This is a genomic window from Flavobacterium ajazii (genome assembly GCF_010614725.1).
In the GTDB taxonomy this organism is placed as follows: domain Bacteria; phylum Bacteroidota; class Bacteroidia; order Flavobacteriales; family Flavobacteriaceae; genus Flavobacterium; species Flavobacterium ajazii.
In genome coordinates, this window is sequence record NZ_JAAEHL010000007.1 from 314,740 (window position 1) to 335,370 (window position 20,631).

Annotated in this window: 16 protein-coding genes; 10 read left to right on the top strand and 6 right to left on the bottom strand. The window is 36.2% G+C overall.

The features are described from left to right. Positions 1 to 25: 25 nt before the first annotated feature. Entirely contained in the window at positions 26 to 397 is a 372-nt protein-coding gene (locus GWR14_RS14795; RefSeq protein ID WP_163409844.1) for a winged helix-turn-helix transcriptional regulator, read from the bottom strand. Positions 398 to 628: 231 nt separating this feature from the next. Between GWR14_RS14795 and GWR14_RS14800 the strand changes: the two genes are divergently transcribed. Next, the gene (locus GWR14_RS14800; RefSeq protein ID WP_163409845.1) at positions 629 to 1,561 is read left to right on the top strand and encodes a ClpXP adapter SpxH family protein; all 933 of its coding nucleotides are present in this window, start codon (positions 629 to 631) and stop codon (positions 1,559 to 1,561) included. 181 nt (positions 1,562 to 1,742) lie between these two features. Here GWR14_RS14800 and GWR14_RS14805 read toward each other — a convergent pair whose 3' ends face one another. After that, complete coding sequence (locus tag GWR14_RS14805) at positions 1,743 to 2,195, bottom strand: response regulator (RefSeq protein WP_163409846.1); 453 nt, start codon at positions 2,193 to 2,195, stop codon at positions 1,743 to 1,745. Between the two features lie 425 nt (positions 2,196 to 2,620). Here GWR14_RS14805 and GWR14_RS14810 point away from each other — a divergent pair, with 425 nt between their 5' ends. From GWR14_RS14810 to GWR14_RS14850, 9 genes are all read left to right on the top strand, one after another. Then, positions 2,621 to 2,947 carry an ArsR/SmtB family transcription factor gene (locus tag GWR14_RS14810; protein WP_163409847.1) on the top strand — a complete coding sequence of 109 codons (327 nt, stop codon included), beginning with the start codon at positions 2,621 to 2,623 and terminating at the stop codon, positions 2,945 to 2,947. A 55-nt stretch (positions 2,948 to 3,002) separates the two neighbouring features. Next, on the top strand, positions 3,003 to 3,473 hold the full coding sequence (locus GWR14_RS14815; RefSeq protein WP_163409848.1) for a DUF6428 family protein: 471 nt from the start codon (positions 3,003 to 3,005) through the stop codon (positions 3,471 to 3,473). A 130-nt stretch (positions 3,474 to 3,603) separates the two neighbouring features. Then, entirely contained in the window at positions 3,604 to 4,020 is a 417-nt protein-coding gene (locus GWR14_RS14820) for an arsenate reductase ArsC (protein WP_163409849.1), read from the top strand. An 82-nt stretch (positions 4,021 to 4,102) separates the two neighbouring features. After that, the gene (locus tag GWR14_RS14825; RefSeq protein WP_163409850.1) at positions 4,103 to 5,122 is read left to right on the top strand and encodes a LacI family DNA-binding transcriptional regulator; all 1,020 of its coding nucleotides are present in this window, start codon (positions 4,103 to 4,105) and stop codon (positions 5,120 to 5,122) included. A 47-nt stretch (positions 5,123 to 5,169) separates the two neighbouring features. Beyond that, positions 5,170 to 6,159: an L-glyceraldehyde 3-phosphate reductase gene (gene mgrA, locus GWR14_RS14830; RefSeq protein ID WP_163409851.1), complete on the top strand. Its 990-nt coding sequence runs from the start codon at positions 5,170 to 5,172 to the stop codon at positions 6,157 to 6,159. A gap of 28 nt (positions 6,160 to 6,187) precedes the next feature. Then, positions 6,188 to 8,536: a glycoside hydrolase family 2 TIM barrel-domain containing protein gene (locus tag GWR14_RS14835; protein ID WP_163409852.1), complete on the top strand. Its 2,349-nt coding sequence runs from the start codon at positions 6,188 to 6,190 to the stop codon at positions 8,534 to 8,536. A gap of 242 nt (positions 8,537 to 8,778) precedes the next feature. Beyond that, positions 8,779 to 9,588, top strand: a complete 810-nt coding sequence (locus GWR14_RS14840) for a helix-turn-helix domain-containing protein (RefSeq protein WP_163409853.1) — start codon at positions 8,779 to 8,781, stop codon at positions 9,586 to 9,588. 60 nt (positions 9,589 to 9,648) lie between these two features. Next, a complete protein-coding gene (locus tag GWR14_RS14845) occupies positions 9,649 to 11,298 on the top strand; it encodes a serine hydrolase domain-containing protein (RefSeq protein ID WP_163409854.1) in 1,650 nt (549 codons plus the stop codon). Positions 11,299 to 11,333: 35 nt separating this feature from the next. Beyond that, a complete protein-coding gene (locus GWR14_RS14850) occupies positions 11,334 to 12,563 on the top strand; it encodes a DUF1028 domain-containing protein (RefSeq protein ID WP_163409855.1) in 1,230 nt (409 codons plus the stop codon). 19 nt (positions 12,564 to 12,582) lie between these two features. On the opposite strand, the gene GWR14_RS14855 is transcribed toward GWR14_RS14850, so the two are convergent. The 4 genes from GWR14_RS14855 to GWR14_RS14870 form a co-directional block, all read right to left on the bottom strand. After that, a complete protein-coding gene (locus tag GWR14_RS14855; protein ID WP_163409856.1) occupies positions 12,583 to 14,781 on the bottom strand; it encodes an alpha-galactosidase in 2,199 nt (732 codons plus the stop codon). Positions 14,782 to 14,801: 20 nt separating this feature from the next. Beyond that, positions 14,802 to 16,010, bottom strand: a complete 1,209-nt coding sequence (locus tag GWR14_RS14860; RefSeq protein WP_163409857.1) for a M24 family metallopeptidase — start codon at positions 16,008 to 16,010, stop codon at positions 14,802 to 14,804. Positions 16,011 to 16,035: 25 nt separating this feature from the next. Next, positions 16,036 to 18,180: a family 43 glycosylhydrolase gene (locus tag GWR14_RS14865; protein ID WP_163409858.1), complete on the bottom strand. Its 2,145-nt coding sequence runs from the start codon at positions 18,178 to 18,180 to the stop codon at positions 16,036 to 16,038. 368 nt (positions 18,181 to 18,548) lie between these two features. After that, positions 18,549 to 20,624 (bottom strand): beta-galactosidase, encoded by a 2,076-nt coding sequence (locus GWR14_RS14870; protein ID WP_246236326.1) that lies wholly within the window; start codon positions 20,622 to 20,624, stop codon positions 18,549 to 18,551. Between the last annotated feature and the right edge of the window lie 7 nt (positions 20,625 to 20,631).

Sequence of the window (20,631 nt, forward strand, 5' to 3'; positions counted from 1 at the left end):
AATAATATACGTTTATATACGGAATCTATTGATTTCCAGATTCGTTATGAAGCGCATTCCTGTACGCTGTACCCCATTTGGCAATTTCGTCAATAATTGGAGCCAGGGTTTTTCCATAATCTGTCATTTCGTACTCTACTGTTACCGGCTTTGTATTGAGCACAGTACGGCTAATTAAATGGTTCATTTCCATATCCTGTAATTCTTTCGAGAGCATTTTTGCCCCGATACCGTCAACTTCTCTTAGCAAATCCATAAACCGAAGCTTATCGCCTTGCAGAAGTGTACCCAGAATATGAAACTTCCATTTACCGGATAGAAGCTCCATCGTGTCTTTGATTGCTAAAATTCTTCCTTTGCAAATAGCTGAATTATTGAGAATTGGCTCTTTTTTCATTCTAATAATGTTCATTAAAATTATGCTGCAAAATTATACATTCCAAAAATGGTTTCCAAAAGGAAAGCAGTTTCCAAAAGGAAACTAATAGCAATTATAAACTTACTACAGTTTAGCTTTGCATTATATTTTTTCGAAATGAATAAAAGTAAACTAACCCTCTTCCTGTTTTTGCTTGCTTCTATTTACAATTGTACAGGCCAGAAAGACAATACTAAAAAACACATTAAAATGACAAACGAAACAACAAACAATAATCCGTTACTGTGTGATCCTGCAGAAGGAATCTGTGGTATTCCGGATACTGCTGTAAAATCAGATTTTGCTATTCAGAAAACAGACAAAAAACCGCTAAAAGTAATTTACTTCACAGATCCAATCTGCTCTTCCTGCTGGGGAATCGAACCGCAACTTAGAAAATTAAAACTGGAATATGGCAGCCATATTGAAATTGAGTATCACATGGGCGGACTGCTGCCGGACTGGAGTTACAACAGCGGAGGTATCAGCAAACCATCTGACGTGGCGCATCATTGGGACGAAGCAAGTCTTTATTATGATATGCCAATTGACGGTGATGTCTGGCTGGAAGATCCATTGCATTCTTCTTATCCTCCATCCATCGCTTTTAAGGCTGCTGAACTTCAAAACCATGAAAAATCCATATTGTTTTTAAGAGCCGTAAGAGAAATGGTTTTTATGGAAAAAAAGAACATTACCAAATGGGACCATATTGCCACAGCCGCTAAAAAAACAGGATTGGATGTAAACCAATTAAAAGCTGATTTTGATGGTCAGGCTAAACAATTATTTGAACAGGATTTAAAACTTGCCAGAGAATTTGGAGTAAGAGGTTTTCCTACCTTATTTTTTGTGAATGATAATGGTGAAAAAGAAGTAGTTTACGGCTCAAAACCTTATCCGTTTTATGAAACTGCGATATTAAAATTGTATCCGAAAGCCCTTAAAACAGCATACGATAAAAACTGGGAAACATTATTCTTAAAATACAATTCGCTTACCGCAAAAGAATTCTCAGAACTATCAGGAACATCAAGAACAGAAAGTGAAAAAGTTTTAAATGATCTTGCCATAAGCGGAAAATTAGAAAAAATGACTACCAAAAATGGTTCTTTGTGGACTTTGAAAAGTGCTTCTAATTAAATACTTTACCCCCGTTGGGTTAAATTAAAATAAGTATCAGGCTCAGCGAAGTAGAAGCCTTATTAACTCTAAGGAGCTTCGACTCCGCTTAGCCTGACAAACTATTTATCCAGCCTATAATCTTTTGATTTCGTTTGGTAAAAAGTTAAAAAAACTCTCGTCACTATTTTTTTCTAGAAAATCAAGCCAATAGTACTTTTCCGGAATGTTGATCTACTGAAATCAGATTCATTTCGAGTGTTTTTTTGATAAGCTTTTTCAAGCCGTCAAAAGTGCTTGGTTTCACTGCATAAAACGAAGCTCCAAGTTCGAAAGCCTTATCAATACTCAATGAGCTGCTGCTGGTAGAAAGCATGATAATATTTACACTTTTCAGATCTGTATTGCTGTTTCTGATTTCCTGAAGACATTCAAAACCTCCTTTGCCAGGCATGTTTATATCCAGAAAAATAATCTCGGGAAGATTTAACGAATCAGAGTTTAAAATATCAAGCAGTTGCTGCCCGTCCTTTGCCTCTGTAACAGCTATTGACTGATCAACTTCCTGAATAGCTTCAATAAAAAGCATCCTGTCATCTTCATCATCATCAGCCAAATAAATAGATTTTAGAAATTTGTTATTCTCTGAAGCCATAATTACTCTTTTTTATGGTAAAACATAACACAAGAATTTAAAAATCTGCAAAACGTTTATACCTCGTGTATAAGCTTCTGAAAATCGATAAATGATCGAATTATATCCGTAGAACCGGTTAATAATATCCAAATATAATCATTCTAATTAAGAAAACAGCCATACTAAATAGTTTAACACTATTTAACTGGTAGAGATTTAGCAATTAAAAAAATACAGTGTTAATATCTTAATCTCTTGGATAAAATTAAAAACAGCGATTTTACTTCCAATTCTATATTTTAAATCTATTTTCTCATCTAATCATTTTTCTCAATCTAATTTCACCTGACACGCTTGAAATTTATAGAAATGTTTTCATAAAAAAGCAATTTCTTGTGAAACAAAAAACAATATCGTAATATTGCAATAAATTAATTTAAAAAATGGGAGCAACAAAAACCGAACATTTTACGGATAAGCAAAACCAGATTGCTACGATTGCAAAAGCACTGGGTCATCCTGCACGAATTGCAATTATTGAGTATTTAATGAAAGTAAATGAATGTATATGCGGTGATATTGTAAACGAACTTCCTTTGGCGCAACCCACAGTTTCACAACATTTAAAAGAACTTAAAAACGCAGGGATTATAAAAGGAAGTATTGAAGGAAACTCCATTTGCTACTGTATTGATGAAAAAACAATTGAAATCCTAAATACTTATTTTTTGAAAATCATACAAACGGTTTCTAAATCGAAATGCTGCTAAGCATTTTTTTACCAGCATCATCGTAATATTGCATTTAACAAATAAACAGAAAATCATGAAATTATCAGATGTAAAACAGATTTTACCAACATTAGAAAATGTTGAATTTCAATTAGAAAATGGAACTTATGTACCCGAACATTTTCACGTTACAGAAGTAGGACAAATTACCAGAAACTTCATTGACTGCGGCGGTATAATCCGCACCGAAAAAATGGTGAATTTTCAACTTTGGGATGCAAACGATTTTGAACATCGTTTAAAACCTAACAAATTGCTTAACATCATCAAACTTTCTGAAGACAAATTAGGCATTGAAGATTTTGAAGTCGAAGTGGAATATCAAAATGATACTATCGGAAGGTATGATTTAGAATTCAACGGAAAAACATTTGTCCTGAAAAGTAAAACAACAGCTTGCTTAGCACAAGACAATTGCGGAATTCCTCAGGAAAAACAAAAAAAAAGTTTATCTGAATTATCTGCAGGCAGCTCTGTTTGTACACCGAATTCAGGCTGTTGTTAGCATGAAAGAAAACTTTATAAGATACAAGAAACCCATTATCATCACAACATCTGTTATTGTGCTTCAATTCATCTTCGGATTTGATCCTAAGTTTTGTATCATCAATATCATTTGGTTATTCGTTTAAAATATGACAAAAAATATATTAGTCCTCTGCACAGGAAATAGCTGCAGAAGCCAAATTGCGGAAGGATATTTAAGGCACTTTGCAGGCCAAAAAGCCGAAATTTACAGCGCCGGTGTAGAAACACACGGCGTAAATCCGAAGGCGATCGCAACAATGAAAGAAGACGGAATTGACATCTCAAACCACACATCAAACCACATTGATGAGTATCGAAATATAAATTTTAATATTGTAATTACGGTTTGCGATAACGCCAAAGAACGCTGCCCATTCTTTCCGGCAAAAGCTCAAAAATTTCATTACAATTTTCCGGATCCGGCAAAAGCAAAAGGAACAGACGAAGAAATTAAAGAACAGTTTGCTCTAGTACGTCAACAAATCAAAGATTATTGCGAAAATTTTGTTGCTAAAAACTTGTAATCCTTTTAAAATCAAAAAATATTACTCTTCAATTTCAATACTTTAAAAGAATATTTTTATTTTCGTAAACGATTACGAAAAAATGAAAACAAAAGTTACGATTAGCGATATTGCGAAAGAATTAGGTATTGCTCCAGCTACAGTTTCCCGTGCGCTGAGCAACCATCCTGAAATAAGTGCCAGTACCAAGAAAAAAGTGAAGTCTGTAGCGGAACGAATGGATTACAGACCAAACAAAATGGCTTCTTCCCTGCGTTCCGGAAAAACAAAACTGATAGGCGTATTGATTCCGACAGCCGAACATTTATTCTTCGGATCAGTGATCCACGGCATTTCAAACCTTGCCAGTCAGCATGGTTATGATGTCCTTATTTACCAGTCCAATGAATCGGAAGAATTTGAAAAAAAAGGAATCGACACCTTTATCGGTGCAAGAGTTGATGGAATTCTGGCTTCAATTTCTAAAAACACCACCGATTTTTCACATTTCGAATCGGCAAAAGAAAAGAACATTCCGATTGCTTTTTTTGACAGAACGAATGATACTTTAGGAATCTCTTCTGTCTGTATTGATGACTATCTGGGCGGTTTTATGGCTACGGAATCCTTAATAAAATCAGGCTATAAAAGAATTGCCCATATTTCAGGACCTCTTCATATCAAAGCATTTACAGAAAGAATTCGGGGATATAAAGCTGCGCTAAAACAACACAATATAGACTTTGAAAATAACTTAATTTACAATGGCGACATCAGTATCGAAGCAGGCAGAAAAGGTGTTGAATACTTTCTGAATCTGGAAAACAAACCCGACGCTATTTTTGCTGTAGAAGATTTTACTGCTTTGGGCGCTTTAAAAGAGCTGAAAAGCAAAAACATAAAAGTCCCGGAACAATTTGGCGTAATTGGTTTTTGTAATGATTTATTTGGTGAACATATTACCCCTTCCCTCTCCACTGTTGATCAAAAAACGGTTCAGATGGGTGAGGAAGCATTCAACCTTATTTATGAATTAATTTCGAAAAAAGGAGAAAAAACTAATTATCAAAAACGGGTTTTGATTCCGCTGCTAATAACACGAGAATCTTCAAAAAAGAACTAAAAAAATTTTAATAACCTCCGTAAACGATTACGAAAAATAACTAAAAAATGACTTACCAACCAGCAGCAAACCGATATGAACAAATGGAATATCGCAGATGTGGAAACTCAGGACTTAAACTTTCTGCTTTTTCATTAGGCCTTTGGCACAACTTCGGACTTAACAGTGATTTTGAAAACAGCCGAAACCTGATCAAAACTGCTTTTGACACCGGAATTACCCATTTTGATCTGGCGAATAATTATGGCCCGCCTCCCGGATCAGCAGAAGAGTGTATGGGGAAAATTTTAAAACTGGATTTTAAAAACCACAGAGATGAAATGATTATTTCTTCTAAAGCAGGCTATACCATGTGGGACGGTCCTTATGGAGACTGGGGTTCCAAAAAATATCTGGTTTCCAGTTTAGATCAGAGTTTAAAAAGAATGGATTTAGACTATGTGGATATTTTTTACCATCACAGACCAGATCCTGAAACACCTCTTGAAGAAACTATGGCAGCACTGAATTTAATCGTGCAACAGGGAAAAGCTCTTTACGTTGGGATTTCAAACTACCGCCCTGCCGAAGCCGAAAAAGCATTTAAATTATTAAAAGAAATGGGAACTCCGTGTCTGATTCATCAACCAAAATATTCGATGTTTGAGCGTTGGGTAGAAGACGGGCTTTTGGATTTATTAGGAAAAGAACAAGTCGGCTGCATTCCGTTTTCACCATTGGCTCAGGGATTACTGACCGATAAATATTTAAACGGAATTCCGGCAGATTCAAGAGTCGTTACCAGTGGGCAATTTTTAAAAGCAGACCATATCACTCCAGAAACCGTAAACAAAATCAAAGCATTAAATACTATTGCAGAAGAGAGAGGTCAAAAATTAGCCCAAATGGCACTGGCCTGGATTTTACGCGATCAAAGAGTCACTTCGGTATTAATCGGTTCGAGCAAACCTGAGCAGATTACAGATTCGGTCAGAGCTTTGGAAAACACCACTTTCAGCAAAGAAGAATTAGACAAAATTGACCTGATTTTAAAATAAATTTCAAACTATATCTAACCCCGCCAAAATGAAAAATTTCAATAAACCTGAGGCACAATTTAAACTCGTCTTCTTATTTCTTTTAGTATTTACTACAACAGCGGTCTTTTCTCAAGGCAGAAAAACAATCAATTTTGATGCTGACTGGCAATTTACAAAAGGAGAAACAGAAGGTGCAGAGAAACCCGAATTTAACGACAAAACCTGGAGAACACTTGATGTCCCACACGACTGGAGCATCGAAGGCCCTTATGATCGTGAAAACCCAACAGCACGCGGAGGCGGCTACCTGCCTTCAGGTGTGGGATGGTACCGCAAAACCTTTCAATTGGATGCGGCTGATGCCAATAAACTGTTTTCAATAGAATTTGACGGTGTGATGGCCAACAGCGATGTATGGATAAACGGTAAACATTTGGGTAAACGTCCTTATGGGTACATCAGTTTCAGTTATGACCTTACTTCTTATTTAAATTTTGGAAAAGGAAAAAACAACGTAATTGCTGTTCGTGCAGATAATACCATTCAGCCTGCATCCCGTTATTATACAGGTGCCGGAATTTACAGACATGTACGGCTGACTGCAGTAAATTCAACACATTTTAAACAATGGAGAACACAAATTACAACTCCTGATGCAACTGCTCCAAAAGCTGTAGTGAAGATAAAAACTGAAATTGAAAACAAAGGAACAGCAGGGGCATATAAATTACAAATTGATATTATTGACCAAATCGGAAAAGTTATTAAATCTGTTGAAAGCCAGGAAACTATTGCTGCCAGTACTTCCAGTAATTTATCAAAAGATATTGAAGTTTTAAATCCGAAATTATGGGATATTGAAATTCCTTATTTATATACAATTAACACCAAATTGTATTCAGGAAAAAATCTTATCGATAATCAGACAATTCCTTTCGGAATTAGAAATGCCGAATTTAGAGCCGATACCGGTTTTTGGCTAAACAATAAAAATTACAAAATAAAAGGTGTTTGCCTGCATCATGACGGAGGAGCGGTTGGTGCTGCTGTTCCGCTGGGTGTCTGGAAAGAACGCCTTAAAAAACTGAAAGAAGTAGGCGTAAACGGAATCCGTACCTCACATAATCCTGTGGCTCCTGAGTTTCTTGATTTGTGTGATCAAATGGGTTTTGTTGTTATGGATGAAACTTTTGATACATGGACAGCTGCTAAACATAACGGCGAAAAAGGATATAATTTATACTTCAAAGACTGGTGGGAACAAGATACCCGAGACATGATTTTGAGAGACCGAAATCATCCGTCAATTGTAATTTACAGTATCGGAAACGAAATTCACGATAATCTTAGTTATCCTGAAGGTTACAAAGCCTATAAAATACAGGAAAATGTGGTAAAAAAATACGACAATACCCGACCTGTTACGATGGCTCTTTTCAGACCTGCCAATTCCAAAGTTTACCTGAGCGGTTTTGCAGAACAGATGGATGTTGTAGGCCAAAATTACCGTGAAAACGAACTAATCGCTGCTCACGAAGCACATCCGACATGGAAAGTTATTGGTACCGAAAACACTCATGTGATTAGCCAATGGCTTGCTTTAAGAGACAAACCGTATATGGCCGGGCAATTTTTATGGACGGGCTACGATTATTTAGGCGAAGCTGACTGGCCGGAAACCACCAACAATCAGGGATTATTTGACAGAGCCGGAAACTGGAAACAACAATCTTTACAAAGAGACAGCTGGTGGTCACCTGAACCTGTTGTGCACATTGTGAGAAAATCAGATAATGCGGGAGCGGGTTTCTGGGTTGCCGACTGGACACCAAATGATTTTGACACGTATGACAATGCCAAAGTAAATGTTTACAGTAATTGCGATGAAGTTGAGCTTTTTCTTAACGATAAATCATTAGGTTCTTTGCAAAAACCAGCTGATGATTCACCAAGAGAATGGAATGTTACTTTTGAAGAAGGAACTATAAAAGCTATTGGAAAAAACAACGGAAAAGTTGTGGCTCAGGAAGAACATACTTCTGCCGGAAAACCTGCAAAAATTATCCTGACTAAAAGCAATTCTTCGGTAGCAAAAAACTGGGATGATGTTTCTTTTATTACTGCTACAATTGTAGATGAAAAAGGAGTCAGATGTGCAAATGCTGATAATCTGATTAAGTTTACAATCACGGATTCGGGTAAAATTATTGCTGTCGACAACGGCAATATCATCAGTCACGAAGGTTATCAGGGTTCTGCAACAAGAGCCTATCAGGGAAAAGCAATTGCCATTATAAAAGCTGCCAAAGACAAAGGTATCATTACTATAAAAGCAGATGTTGAAGGTTTAATACAAGGATCAATTCCTGTTGAAATTCTTGTCGAAAGAAAATAAACTAATAATTTGACATATAATTATTTACTAACAAAAATGCAGTTCCAAAAGAGCTGCATTTTTGTTCAATAGCAATTACAATGTCAAAATTCAGATTCAATTGAAGCAGATTCTAAAAAACTTATAAATCAAATTATAAATTTGTAACATTTCACAAACATTGATGTCTATTATATTATCATAATCAATAAATTAGACTGTTTTAAAACCTTCATTATTCTTTCTAATCCCAACTTGTTACTATGCAGTCATTATCTAAAGGTCAATTTTTTGGAGAAACCAACAGAAGGATTAATTTTAATGGTCTTACCTTAACCGATACCGAATATACCCATGAAAAAGTAGACTGGCATTATCATGAAAATCCCTATTTTACTTTTATACTGCAAGGAAATGTTCTGGAAGGAAACCGAAAGGAAATCTACCATTGTTCAGCAGGTTCTTTACTGTTTCATAATTGGGATGATGCACATTATAATATTAAACCTCCCGGATTTACCCGCGGTTTTCAGATTGAAATTGAACAGAAATGGCTCAGCCAATGGGGGCTTGACACCTATGATCTTCAGGGAAGTTTTGCCATTAAAAATCCGGATGTAAAATTGATTTTCTATAAACTTTTCAGGGAAAGCCTTCTTCAGGAAAACACGTGCCAGTTAGCAACAGAAAGTCTTCTTTTAGGAGCATTTGATAATCTAAAATCGCAGAACAAAATACAAACCGGGCCTGCTCCTTTTTGGGTCAATTCTTTACGGGAATTACTTCACGAAGAAACACATAAAAACCTTTCACTTTCTTATCTGTCTGAACTATTTGATCTGCATCCTGTTCATTTGTCCCGTTATTTTCCTAAATTTTTTGGCTGTTCTTTGGGAGAATATCTTCGAAAAATAAAAGTAGAAAAATCCCTCGCTTTATTATCACATCACAATAAATCACTTGTTGAAATTGCTTTAGATGCGGGTTTTTCAGATCAGAGCCACTTCAATCGTTGTTTCAAAGAAAATATCGGATTAACACCTTTGGAGTATCGAAAATGTTTTCTGCGCTAATGTTAATTCTGTTCTATAAACACCCTTTTGATATTATTATGTTTACAAAAATTATAAAATATGAAAACATTACTAACGGTTTTAATAAGTCTTCTTGGAATACATTTTATATCCGCACAAAACATTGTAAATCCTGATAAAATTAACTCTTCATTGTATCCGCAATACTCCGGAAAGATAGTTTTTCTTTCCAAACCACTTGCAATTGAACAAACCTCAGCCAATGATTTTATAAATACGTTTGAACTAAAAGAAGGCAATATACTGGATGCACGTATTTTTTTAGCTAATTCACTAACCAATTATCTTCATGAACTTGACAATTCGCTAAGCGTTGAGGAATTAGTTAAAAACGGAAATTTTCAGTTTTCTTTTTACGGAGACGGAAAACTTATTTATACAGAAAATCTCAATACCGGAGCCGGAACTTTACAAAGCAAAAATCAATGGATCAGTTTTCGAATTCCGTTTATCAGTTCAAACGGAGAAGACAATTGGGGAAGGTATTTATGGGGAAGATTTTTTTATGCTAAAGGCGGTGAAGATGCCCTTTACGGAGGCAAACATACATTGAAAATAGAAATTCGCCCCTATCTTAAATCAACAAATGGCATCAAAACCGGTAAACTGATTGCTGAAGGTGAACTTAATTTTACAACGCCAGTTATCAATTGGACAAAAGAACAAATCGCAGTGCAGCCAATAGCCAGCGGAAGTGACTGGAATCTTTCTTCAATCAAATTCGACACTAAACTGATAGAGGAACTGAATGGAAGAATACTCGAAAAACGTTTCAAAAACATTACCAGCTTTGCAATTATCAAAGACGGAAAACTGTTGCTTGAAGAATATTTTAACGGGGCGGATCGCAATTCTCTTCACGATACCCGTTCAGTCGGAAAATCGTTTGCTTCTACCATGACCGGAATCGCAATTAAGGAAGGTTTTATTAAAGATGAAAATCAACCGCTGACGCAATTTTATAATCTGAAGAATTTCGATAATTATTCTATTCGAAAGGACAGCATTACTTTGAAAAATTTGCTGACGATGAGTTCTGCTTTTGACGGATCCGATTTTAATTCTGACTCACCAGGCAACGAAGAGAATATGTATCCAACAGATAACTGGGTAAAGTTTGCATTGAATCTTTCTGTCGATCCGAATAAAAAAAATGGTGCTCAATGGGATTATTTTACTGCCGGAATTGTTGTAATTGGTGATGTACTGCATCAAAAAGTTCCCGACGGACTTGAAGCTTATGCCGAAAAAAAGTTGTTTAATCCGTTAGGAATACAGAATTATAAATGGCAGTATACTCCGCAAAAAGTAGCCAATACAGCGGGAGGCTTAGGATTGAGAACCCTTGATCTGGCAAAATACGGTCAGTTATATCAAAACCAAGGGAAATGGAAAGACAAGCAAATATTACCAAAAGAATGGGTCGAAAAATCGTTTACCAATTATTTTCCAAATGCTGAAAATGTTCCCGGTTATGGATATTTGTTTTGGAAAGAAGTTTTTGAAATAAACAATAAAAAATACGAGGCTTATGCCTGCAGTGGAAACGGAGGAAATAAAGTATATGTTTTTCAAAACCTGCCTTTGGTAATTGTGGTTACCGCAACAGCCTATAATCAGCCGTATGCTCATTCGCAAGTCTATAAAATAGTCTCTAATTATCTTTTGCCTGCAGTTTTAAATCCGTAAATCAATTTTCTTAGAAATTATAAAACTTAAGCTGAATGAAATCGTTTATATATGCATTCTTTATTTTTTACCTTTCTGTAAAATGCCAAGCACAAAACCTGCCAAGCCTGCTTTTAGAAAAGAATATCAATGCGACCTTTTCAATTCTGGCTTATGACGAAAATGCGCAGGAATGGGGAATTGCGGTTGCTACCAACAACCTTTGTGTAGGTAATTCGACTATCTATATAAAGCCCGGAATTGGTGCTTTTTCCGTCATTGCAGAAACAGAGCCCGCTTACGCTTCAAACGGATTCGGATATCTCCTGTCCGGAAAATCAATCGAAGAAGCTATTAACCTTACTAAAGAAAAAGACGAAGAATGGTTTTATCGTCAGGTTTCAGGCATAGATGCTAATGGAAACGTATATGCTTTTACCGGTTCTGCATTAAAATACTGGAAAGGAACATCTTCACATCTGACCGGAGATAAATTTGTGGTAATAGGCAACCAATTGGCAGACGGAGTATTAGAAACGATGTCTGAAACTTACAAAAATGCCAAAGGAACGCTTGCTGAAAAACTTTTAAAAAGCCTGATAGCCGGTCAGAACACCGGTGGGCAGATCCAGGGAAAACAGTCAGCGGCATTAATGGTAAAAGGAATTCATAACGAATGGTACAACAATATTGACCTTCGGGTAGATCATGCTGCTGAACCGTTTCAGGATCTTCAAAAACTATTAAATTATCACTACGGAAGAATTCGTCTCAATCAGGCAGTTTATGCATTTCGAAATAAAAATGCCGAACGTGGCCAGAAACTGCTCAACGAAGCAAAAGTTATGACAGAAGGATGGAATGGCATTTACAGCAAAATTGCAATGGCTTATCTTTTATACGGAGAAGAAAAAGAAGCGATTGTCTACATTAAAAAAGGTCTGGCTGAAAATCCGGCATGGAAAGAAAATCTTCCTGCTTTTTATATTTTAAAAAATCATCCGGATTTAAAAGGCATGATTGACGAAAATACATTTACAGAGAAAGACTGGTCAAGTGCTTTATTGATGATGCTTAATATCGGCCAGACTGAAAAAGCAGTCAAAATTTCAGAAAAACTAATTCAGAAATACCCAACTTCACTAATGTATTACCTCTACGGAAAAAGCTGTTTCGAACTCGGAGAGCAAAAAAAGGCTGTCAGGCAATTAGAAAAGTCTTTACAACTTGATGAAAGCAATGAAGAAGCTAAAAGATTGTTGAAAGCCTTACTCATAAAAGAATAAATTAGTACAATGTCTTCGGCTAAATTTCAGTAATCTCAAGTACAACGCTGTTTTCTCCTTTGGAAGACGAAACTTTCAATCCAATTTTCATTAAAAAATCACCTGAAAAAACAGTTCCTGATTCTTCAAAAACAGCTTTTCCTTTTGGCATAATATTGATTTCTTTTACCTGATAACGCTTAGCAGGATCAAGTCCGTTTAGTTTCACCAAACCATAATTAGGGTCGGTTAAAGGATGAAGTGTATACGAAAACAGTACCGATTGGGTTTTATTTTCATTGACATACATCAGTACTGCCCGGCTGTCTTCGTAAGGCGAAACCAAGCGATACAAATCACCTTTCCAGATTACGGGGCTCAGTCTTTTGTAATTAGCTACTGCTTCCTGAGTATATTTCAACTCATCTTCTTTTAAACCTCCTACGTGAATATCAAAGCCCAATTTTCCCATCATCGCCACATCTGTCCTGAATTTTATGGATTGATTTCCCATCGAAGTAACGTGATTACAAACCGCCAGCGCCGGGTAAAAATTAGAATATCCCCATTGAATAAAAATACGGTCAAAAGGATCTGTATTGTCACTTGCCCAAAACTCCGTAAAATAGTTCAGCAAACCATAATCTACCCTTCCTCCTCCACCTGCGCAAAGCATCATAGGCAGGTTTGGATATTTAGACTTTATTTTGTCTAAAACTTTATATAGCCCTTTTGTATATTCAATAAATAAATGTGACTGCTGATTTTTTAAATAATTAGAATAAGCACTTGTCATCATGCGGTTGCAGTCCCATTTAAAAAAGGCCACACCTGATTCGGTTTGCATGATATCATCTACGACCTTAAAAACAAAATCCTGTACTTTTGGATTGCACAAATCCAGAACCAGCTGCGTTCTGTAAAGACTTTTTTCTCTATTTGGCAGTGTTAATACCCAATCCGGATGTTTTTCGTACAGCTCGCTTTTTTCGTTGATCATTTCCGGTTCAATCCAGATACCAAATTTTACATTGGTTTCTTTTGCTTTTTGCATTAAAAAACCAATTCCGTCAGGAAGTTTTGTTTTGGTTGCCTGCCAGTCTCCCAAGCCCGAAGTAGAGCCGCTTCTTGGATGTTTATTACCAAACCAGCCGTCATCAAGCAAAAACATATCGACACCCAGCGTTTTGGCATCTTCAAACATATTGCTCAGTTTTGTCTGATCGAAATCGAAAAAAGTAGTTTCCCAATTGTTCAGTAAAGTCAAACGAGGTTTTTCTCCATCTTTAAGACCGTGCTTTCTTGCCCAGTCATGCAGGTTTCGACTTGCCTGCCCTTTTCCCTGATTCGAAAAAGTGTAAATAAAAGAAGGTGTTTTAAATACGGTTCCGGGTTCTAAATTGTATTCAGACGCAAATTCATTAATTCCAGAAATAATCCTTAATTCGTTATTATTGTCAATATCAAATGTGAATTTAAAATTTCCTGACCAGGCAATTGAACCTGCAATGACTTCGCCTGTATTTTCGCCTGATTTAGAATTTAACGAAAGAAAAAAACTCGGTGCAGCAAACATATTGGTTCTGACACCTAATTTTGAGTCGATAACTTTACTTCCTCTCGTAAGCTGACTTTCTTCCATTCGCATCTCTTCGACAACATCGCTGTAAAACTGAGTCAGCCAATATTTATCAGCATCTAAATGCAAGGCTGATGAAGCATAGTTATAAAGCATTACTGATTTTTTCTCCTGATGCTGTATTTCCGACCACGATTCGATTATATTTTCTTTATGGAATGTTTTGTAATGAAGCGTAACAAAAACAGGATACTGCGGATCTTTTAATTTAATAATAGTTTCCGCGGTATTCTCATCGATTTTCTCCGTGGAATAACTTTGATATTCCAGTTCCAATGAAGGATTCCCGTCATTATGAGTCATTCTAATAGCAGGCTCAAATAAATTATTGGTACCAAAAGTAGGGTAAGCCGAATGACGAAGGTCAATTAAAGGATTTCCGTCATTGATGACGAACTTTTTTGTGTTTTCTTTTGAAATGAATTCATATTCTGAACCATTATTCAACCTTGTTCCAAAATAGGTTTGGTACAGCTTTTTGTTTTTACCTACTTTTAAAACCAAAGCCGAAGTTTCAGTTTCAATACTTATCAGTGCTCCATCCTGTGCCTCCATAACTGAATAAATAATTAGCGTTAATAAAAATAGTAATCGCTTCATCTGTCTTTTTTTAAATGTTTTTAATATCCAAAAGGATTTTCCAGACTGTACATTGGCGTAGTAAACCATTTTGGACCGTTTTCAGTCATATAAAAATGATCCTCATGTCTGATTCCAAATTTTCCCGGAATACAAATCATAGGTTCATTGCTTACTACCATTCCTTCAAGTAATTTTATTTCGCTTCCGCGGACTAAATACGGATATTCGTGAATGTCCAATCCTGTTCCGTGTCCTACTCTGTGCGGCAATCCCGGTAAATCATAATCTGGGCTTAATCCGGCTTCCGCCAAAATTTTTCGGGCAGCATCATCAACCGAGCCGCATGAAGAACCAAGCTGTGCGGCCTCAAAAACTGCAAGCTGTGCTTTCTTTTCTAAATTCCAGATCGTTCTGTATTCTTTTGAAGGTTCACCGTACACATACGATCTTGTAATATCAGAGAGATAACCTTCTAATCTGCAGCCTGTATCAATAATAACAGCCTGATTTTCTTTTAAAGGCTGAGGAACCGAAACGCCATGAGGATATTGTGTATCATCGCCAAACAAAACAATACAAAAATAAGAGCCCGAATTTATTCCCGCTTTGATATGGGCTTTATTGATAAAATCTGTTACTTCGCTAACCGTAATTCCGGGTCTTAATATTTTTGCTGCGGCTTTTTGCACTTCAATTGTAATGTCTTTTGCTTTTTGAATGATGGCAATTTCATTTTTAGACTTTTGCATCCGGCAGGCAGATGTAATATTTTGTGCTGTTATAAAATCATAAGAAGTATTTGCTTTTGAAATTCCATCCACTAAAAAATAAGCTGCAGATTCATCAATAGCAATTTGCCCGGAAACATTTTTAGCGGCTAATAACTGTCCAAACAAAATATAAGGAGATTCATGTTCTTCCCAACAATTAATAGCCGACTGAACTTTCATGTATTTTTTAAAAGTTCCTTCTTCAAATTTTGGAACTATATATTCTAAAGAGCCGTCATCAAAAAGTATCGCTCCCACCATTCTTTCTGAAGCACTCCAAAGCGTTCCGGTAAAATAATACAAATTCGTTCCGGCGTTAAGATACAATGCTTTAACAGAAAGCTTTTTCATTAAGCTTACTGCCTTTTTGATGCGTTCCTGATATTCTTCTAATTGAATAGGCTGAACATCCTGAGTTCTGTTTTCTATTTTTTCTAATTCGATTTCAGCGCTTGATCCGCCTATACCTTTTGTCATTTTTTAAGTTATAAAGTTGAAAAAATTATTCTGCGCCAGGTTTTGTCTGTTTCATCAGTTTAAGCAAATCTTCCTGTGTAAGCGCATAATCATACATACGCAATGAAGCTATAAAACCTGTGAAATTTTCTCCGATGTCGGATGAACCAATTATAATTTTGGCTTTATCTATCGCCGAGGACAAAAGCATACTTTGCGAATTATCTAAAACACCGTCTACATAAACTTTCTCCACAACGCCATCAAAAGTCAAAACAATATGATGCCATTTATTGGCTTCGGGAACTTTGGCATACTTCATATCAAAATGACCGTCTAAATGAACTCCTGCACCATAATTCCCGCTATTATATGCCAATGCATTGTATGAATTTGCCAGACCAAATTCGGTTCTGTCACACCACGAAGCCAAAATTTCTCCTTCTTTTGCTATTTCAGGATTCTTAACCCAGGCTGCAATGGTGTAAGAGCCATTCCATGCTAAGCTTTTTGGTACTGCTTTATCTAAAGTAAAAGCACCATTTTTAAAATGAAAAGCTTTAATTCCGTCTACTTTTTCTAAAGAAACATCACCATTTTTTGTAAAAATTCCTCCGATCGATCCTTTATTAGAAACAGAATTTATGGCTGAATTAGTTTGAATTTTATTGGCATCAAAATCTACTAATAGTTTCTTAGAACTTTTTACCGCCGGACTTGTTTTTGATGCTGCATTATACAATTGCAACGGAAGGTCAAATAAAGAACTATATACTTTAATATTCCAGACAGCTGCATAAAGTCCGGTTTTTTCTGTGGCTAAAACAGTCAGTTTTAGATAACGTGCCGTAACATCATTATCATCAATCATCGGGCTTCCGGCTGTACGGTTTTTAGATTTATCGGCATATAAATTCCACCTTTTTCCATCAGCAGAATACTCCAGTTTATATTGATAATAATAACTCGCAAATTCAAACTGGGTCATTACTCTTTTTACTTTCTTCTCAGCACCCAAATCGATAATTAAATATTGAGGTGAAGTATTATCAGCCGCTTTCCATAGCGTTGCATTATTATCATCAGTTGCAAAGGATGGCCCGTACTCATAATCATACTGAGTAGATTTTAAATGATAAAATGAAGATGCCGATGTTTTGGCCTGAAAAGCAATATTTTTCGGAACCTCTGATTTTAATACATCTTTTATTCCTTTACTCGAAGGCACTACTTTTTGAATGGTAGAATCGTTTTCAAAAATCATTTTATCAATGCAGACTTGTCTTGCCAGTCCGCCTCTGGTCATCGGATAATCGTGTTTGTGATAGACAATGTAATAATCGTCATTTTCCTGTAAAACAGAATGATGTCCCGGACCATGAACGGTTTGATTTTCATTGGTACTTAAAATCGGATTGTTTTTTCCGGGTGTAAAAGGACCATAAGGAGAATCTGAATACGAATAACGAACATTATACGTTTCATCATGACAAGATGCTCCGGAATACATGAGAATATATTTTGAGCCTTTTTTCATCATATAAGCGGCTTCAAACGGAGCGGGAGTCTGAGCTAAAGGAATATTTTTAGAATGAACCATTTCGCTCATATTCTTTTGGTTTAATTCCCCAACGGCGTAACCTCCATTGTAATGTACCCAGGTTCCCCAATAACCATATATTTTACCATCTGAGTCCTGAAAAAACTGTGCATCAAGCGATGGAAAATTTTCTCTTGGATATCCGTTCGAAATTACCGGAGTGTCGTTTTCGCTTAATTTTTTCCAGGGTCCAACGGATGAGTCTGAAACATAACCATAAATATTACAGCCTATTTCACAGTTTCCAAAATACAAATAATACCTGCCATCATTTCCCTGAAGGATATCCGGAGCCCAAAAATTGGTAATCGATTTTGCTGAAAAAGACGGGATTTCCATGATGTAATTGTACCAGTTTTTAAAATCTTTACTGTACCAGACCGTCGGAGCACCTGATGCCAGCATTTCATTATCTGTCGTGGCATAGATGTAATAAGTATCACCAAACTTTTTAATCGTTGGATCAGCAAACCAGCCCGGTAAAATAGGATTTCCTGCTCCGGGACTGTTTACATCAATATCTTTTTGAGCGAAAGTACTTGTCGCAAAAACAAATATGACGAGACTATATAGCAGTTTGTTTTTCAGCATTGTATTATTTGTAAATTAATTTGTGTAAAGTATTTTAATGCTTTTTCATAAATCAATGTGTCGTATCCTAAGCCTATTCAGCTTCGCTCAGGACAAACTTCGTCGAAGGCTTTTTTACATAAAAAGGAGCTTCGACTCCGCTCAGACTGACAAAAAATCAATTAATTCATTTTGTGCGCAATTACTTATCTTTAATTAAACACATAGAAACATAGTTTTTCTTTATCTAAAAAGAAGCTCAAAAGAAACTAGTTTCCCACACATAGTCAACTCGACTGACTATGTTTGTTTAAAAAAGTGAAACGCCTTTTTTAAACTTTCTAAATTCTATGTTTCTATGTGTTAAAAATTTCACTCAACGTTTCTCTTTAATACTTCCAAACCAGTACATCAGCGGTTTTTATGGCTTTTGTTCCTATAATAATTTGGGCACTTTCCGGTAAATTAATGTTGTAAATTTTATCCGAATAATTGACAGCTATACCAAATCCGTCACGATATTCTACCATAACTCCTTCTGGATAATCTTCTATAGCAGCATTTTGTTTTTGGTACAGCTTCCTTACTACTTGTTTCTCTAAATCTCCATTTTTCGAATCTACACCAACATACGTTACTGTTCCTTTACCTAAATTACGTGAAATAACAGTTGGCGTTCCAGCGTAAAAATCACCCTCGTAAGTTCCCCAAACGTCTGTTTCTTTATTGGGTTTCAGTAAATCGCCCCAGCTTGTCCAGCCAAATTCCTGATTATTAAATTTTATAATACCCGGAGATTGCGGCATTAGTAAATCATACGAGTCTATTTGAGAGCCAATTAAATTCCACATGGGCTCATAAAATTTAGCTTCCCAAAGATGTCCCTGACGATTCTGAATTCCGGATCGGCAGCTCATGATTAAATTTCCTCCGTTTTTAGCATACAAAGTCAGTTTATCAATCATTTTTTGATCAATCATTTGATAAGCAGGTACGATTAAAAAAGGATAATTGGAGAAATTAGCCGTATCCCGGACAAAATCAACCGGAGCACCAATAGATTTTGCGGCTTTATAATATTTTAAAAAATGGCCAATCGTATTCCACTCTTTTGTCTGTTTGTTTAGCTCAATACCCATTACATTATCGGCATTGAAGAGAATTCCCGTTTTACGTTTTAAATAGTATTCCGGCAATTTTGATTTGGCATCGTATTTTTTTCGAAGTGTATTAATTTCTTTTATAAACTGCTTAAATTCTTCACCTCCCGGAGTTGGTGTTACGCCATCTGTACCAACTATACCGTAGTGATACTGCTCATATCCGTACAAAGGCGCGCGAAAACGATAGGTACAAGCAAACTTACTTCCTCCGGCAAAAACATGCCACAACCACATACGTACACTGCCTGGTAAAGGCTGCGGATTAATACTTCCCCAGTTTACTTGTCCCGGCTGCAGTTCCATACAGCCATACATGCCTTTGAGCGGTCTGAAAAAATCATTCGCCATTCCGATAGCGGTATAATCTCCTAAACGGTACCCATTTTTTCCGATTCCCAGACTTCCTCCATATACTAAATAACGGGTGTAACAATCAAAATCCAGTTCCTTGCTCATTCCAACGAAACTTTCATTATAATTGGATCTGTAATTAGAAGTGATCCATTGGTCTTTACTCACATATTTGCGAATTGTAATGGCTTGTTCATCCAAAAAAGTTGCAGTTTCCTCATCGGCAAATCGGTAATGATCTAATTGTGAATGCAAGTTCATTCCCCACTCTTTGTGCAGCGGAATATTAATCTCATCGAAACTACCGTAAATACCGCTCCAGAATTTATTTCCCCAGGCATCATTCAGGGCGTTAATGTTTTTATATTTTTCCTTTAACCAGTTACGATAACGCTGTTGTGCATCTTTGCCATAATCCAGAAAACGCGCCGGTTCATTGTCTACCTGCCAGCCTATTATATTTTTATTATTGCCGTATTTTTTTGCCAATTGTTCAATCATTTTCATCGAATAGCTACGATAATAATTACTTGAAAACGATGCGTGCTGTCTCGAACCATGATCTGTTTTTGTACCATCTTCATAGGTTGCAAGTATATCGGGATGCTTTCTGACAAGCCAAACCGGAGGCGTTGCTGTCGAAGTGCACATCACAATTTTTAATTTATATTTTACAGCAATTTCTACTGCTTTATCCAGCCATTTAAAATCATAAACACCTTCTTGCGGTTCTAACTGTGCCCAGGCAAATTCTGCAAAATGAGTGAATTCAAAACCCATTTCGGCAATTTTTTTCAGATCACGGTCCCATTGACTTTCATCCCAATGTTCAGGATAATAGTAGACCCCAACCGTTGTCAGGTCTTTTTTAGGGAAATATTTGTCAAACTTTTGACCAACTGAATTTAAACTAACCAGTAATACAAATACAACAAATAGTACTTTTTTCAAGAAAGGT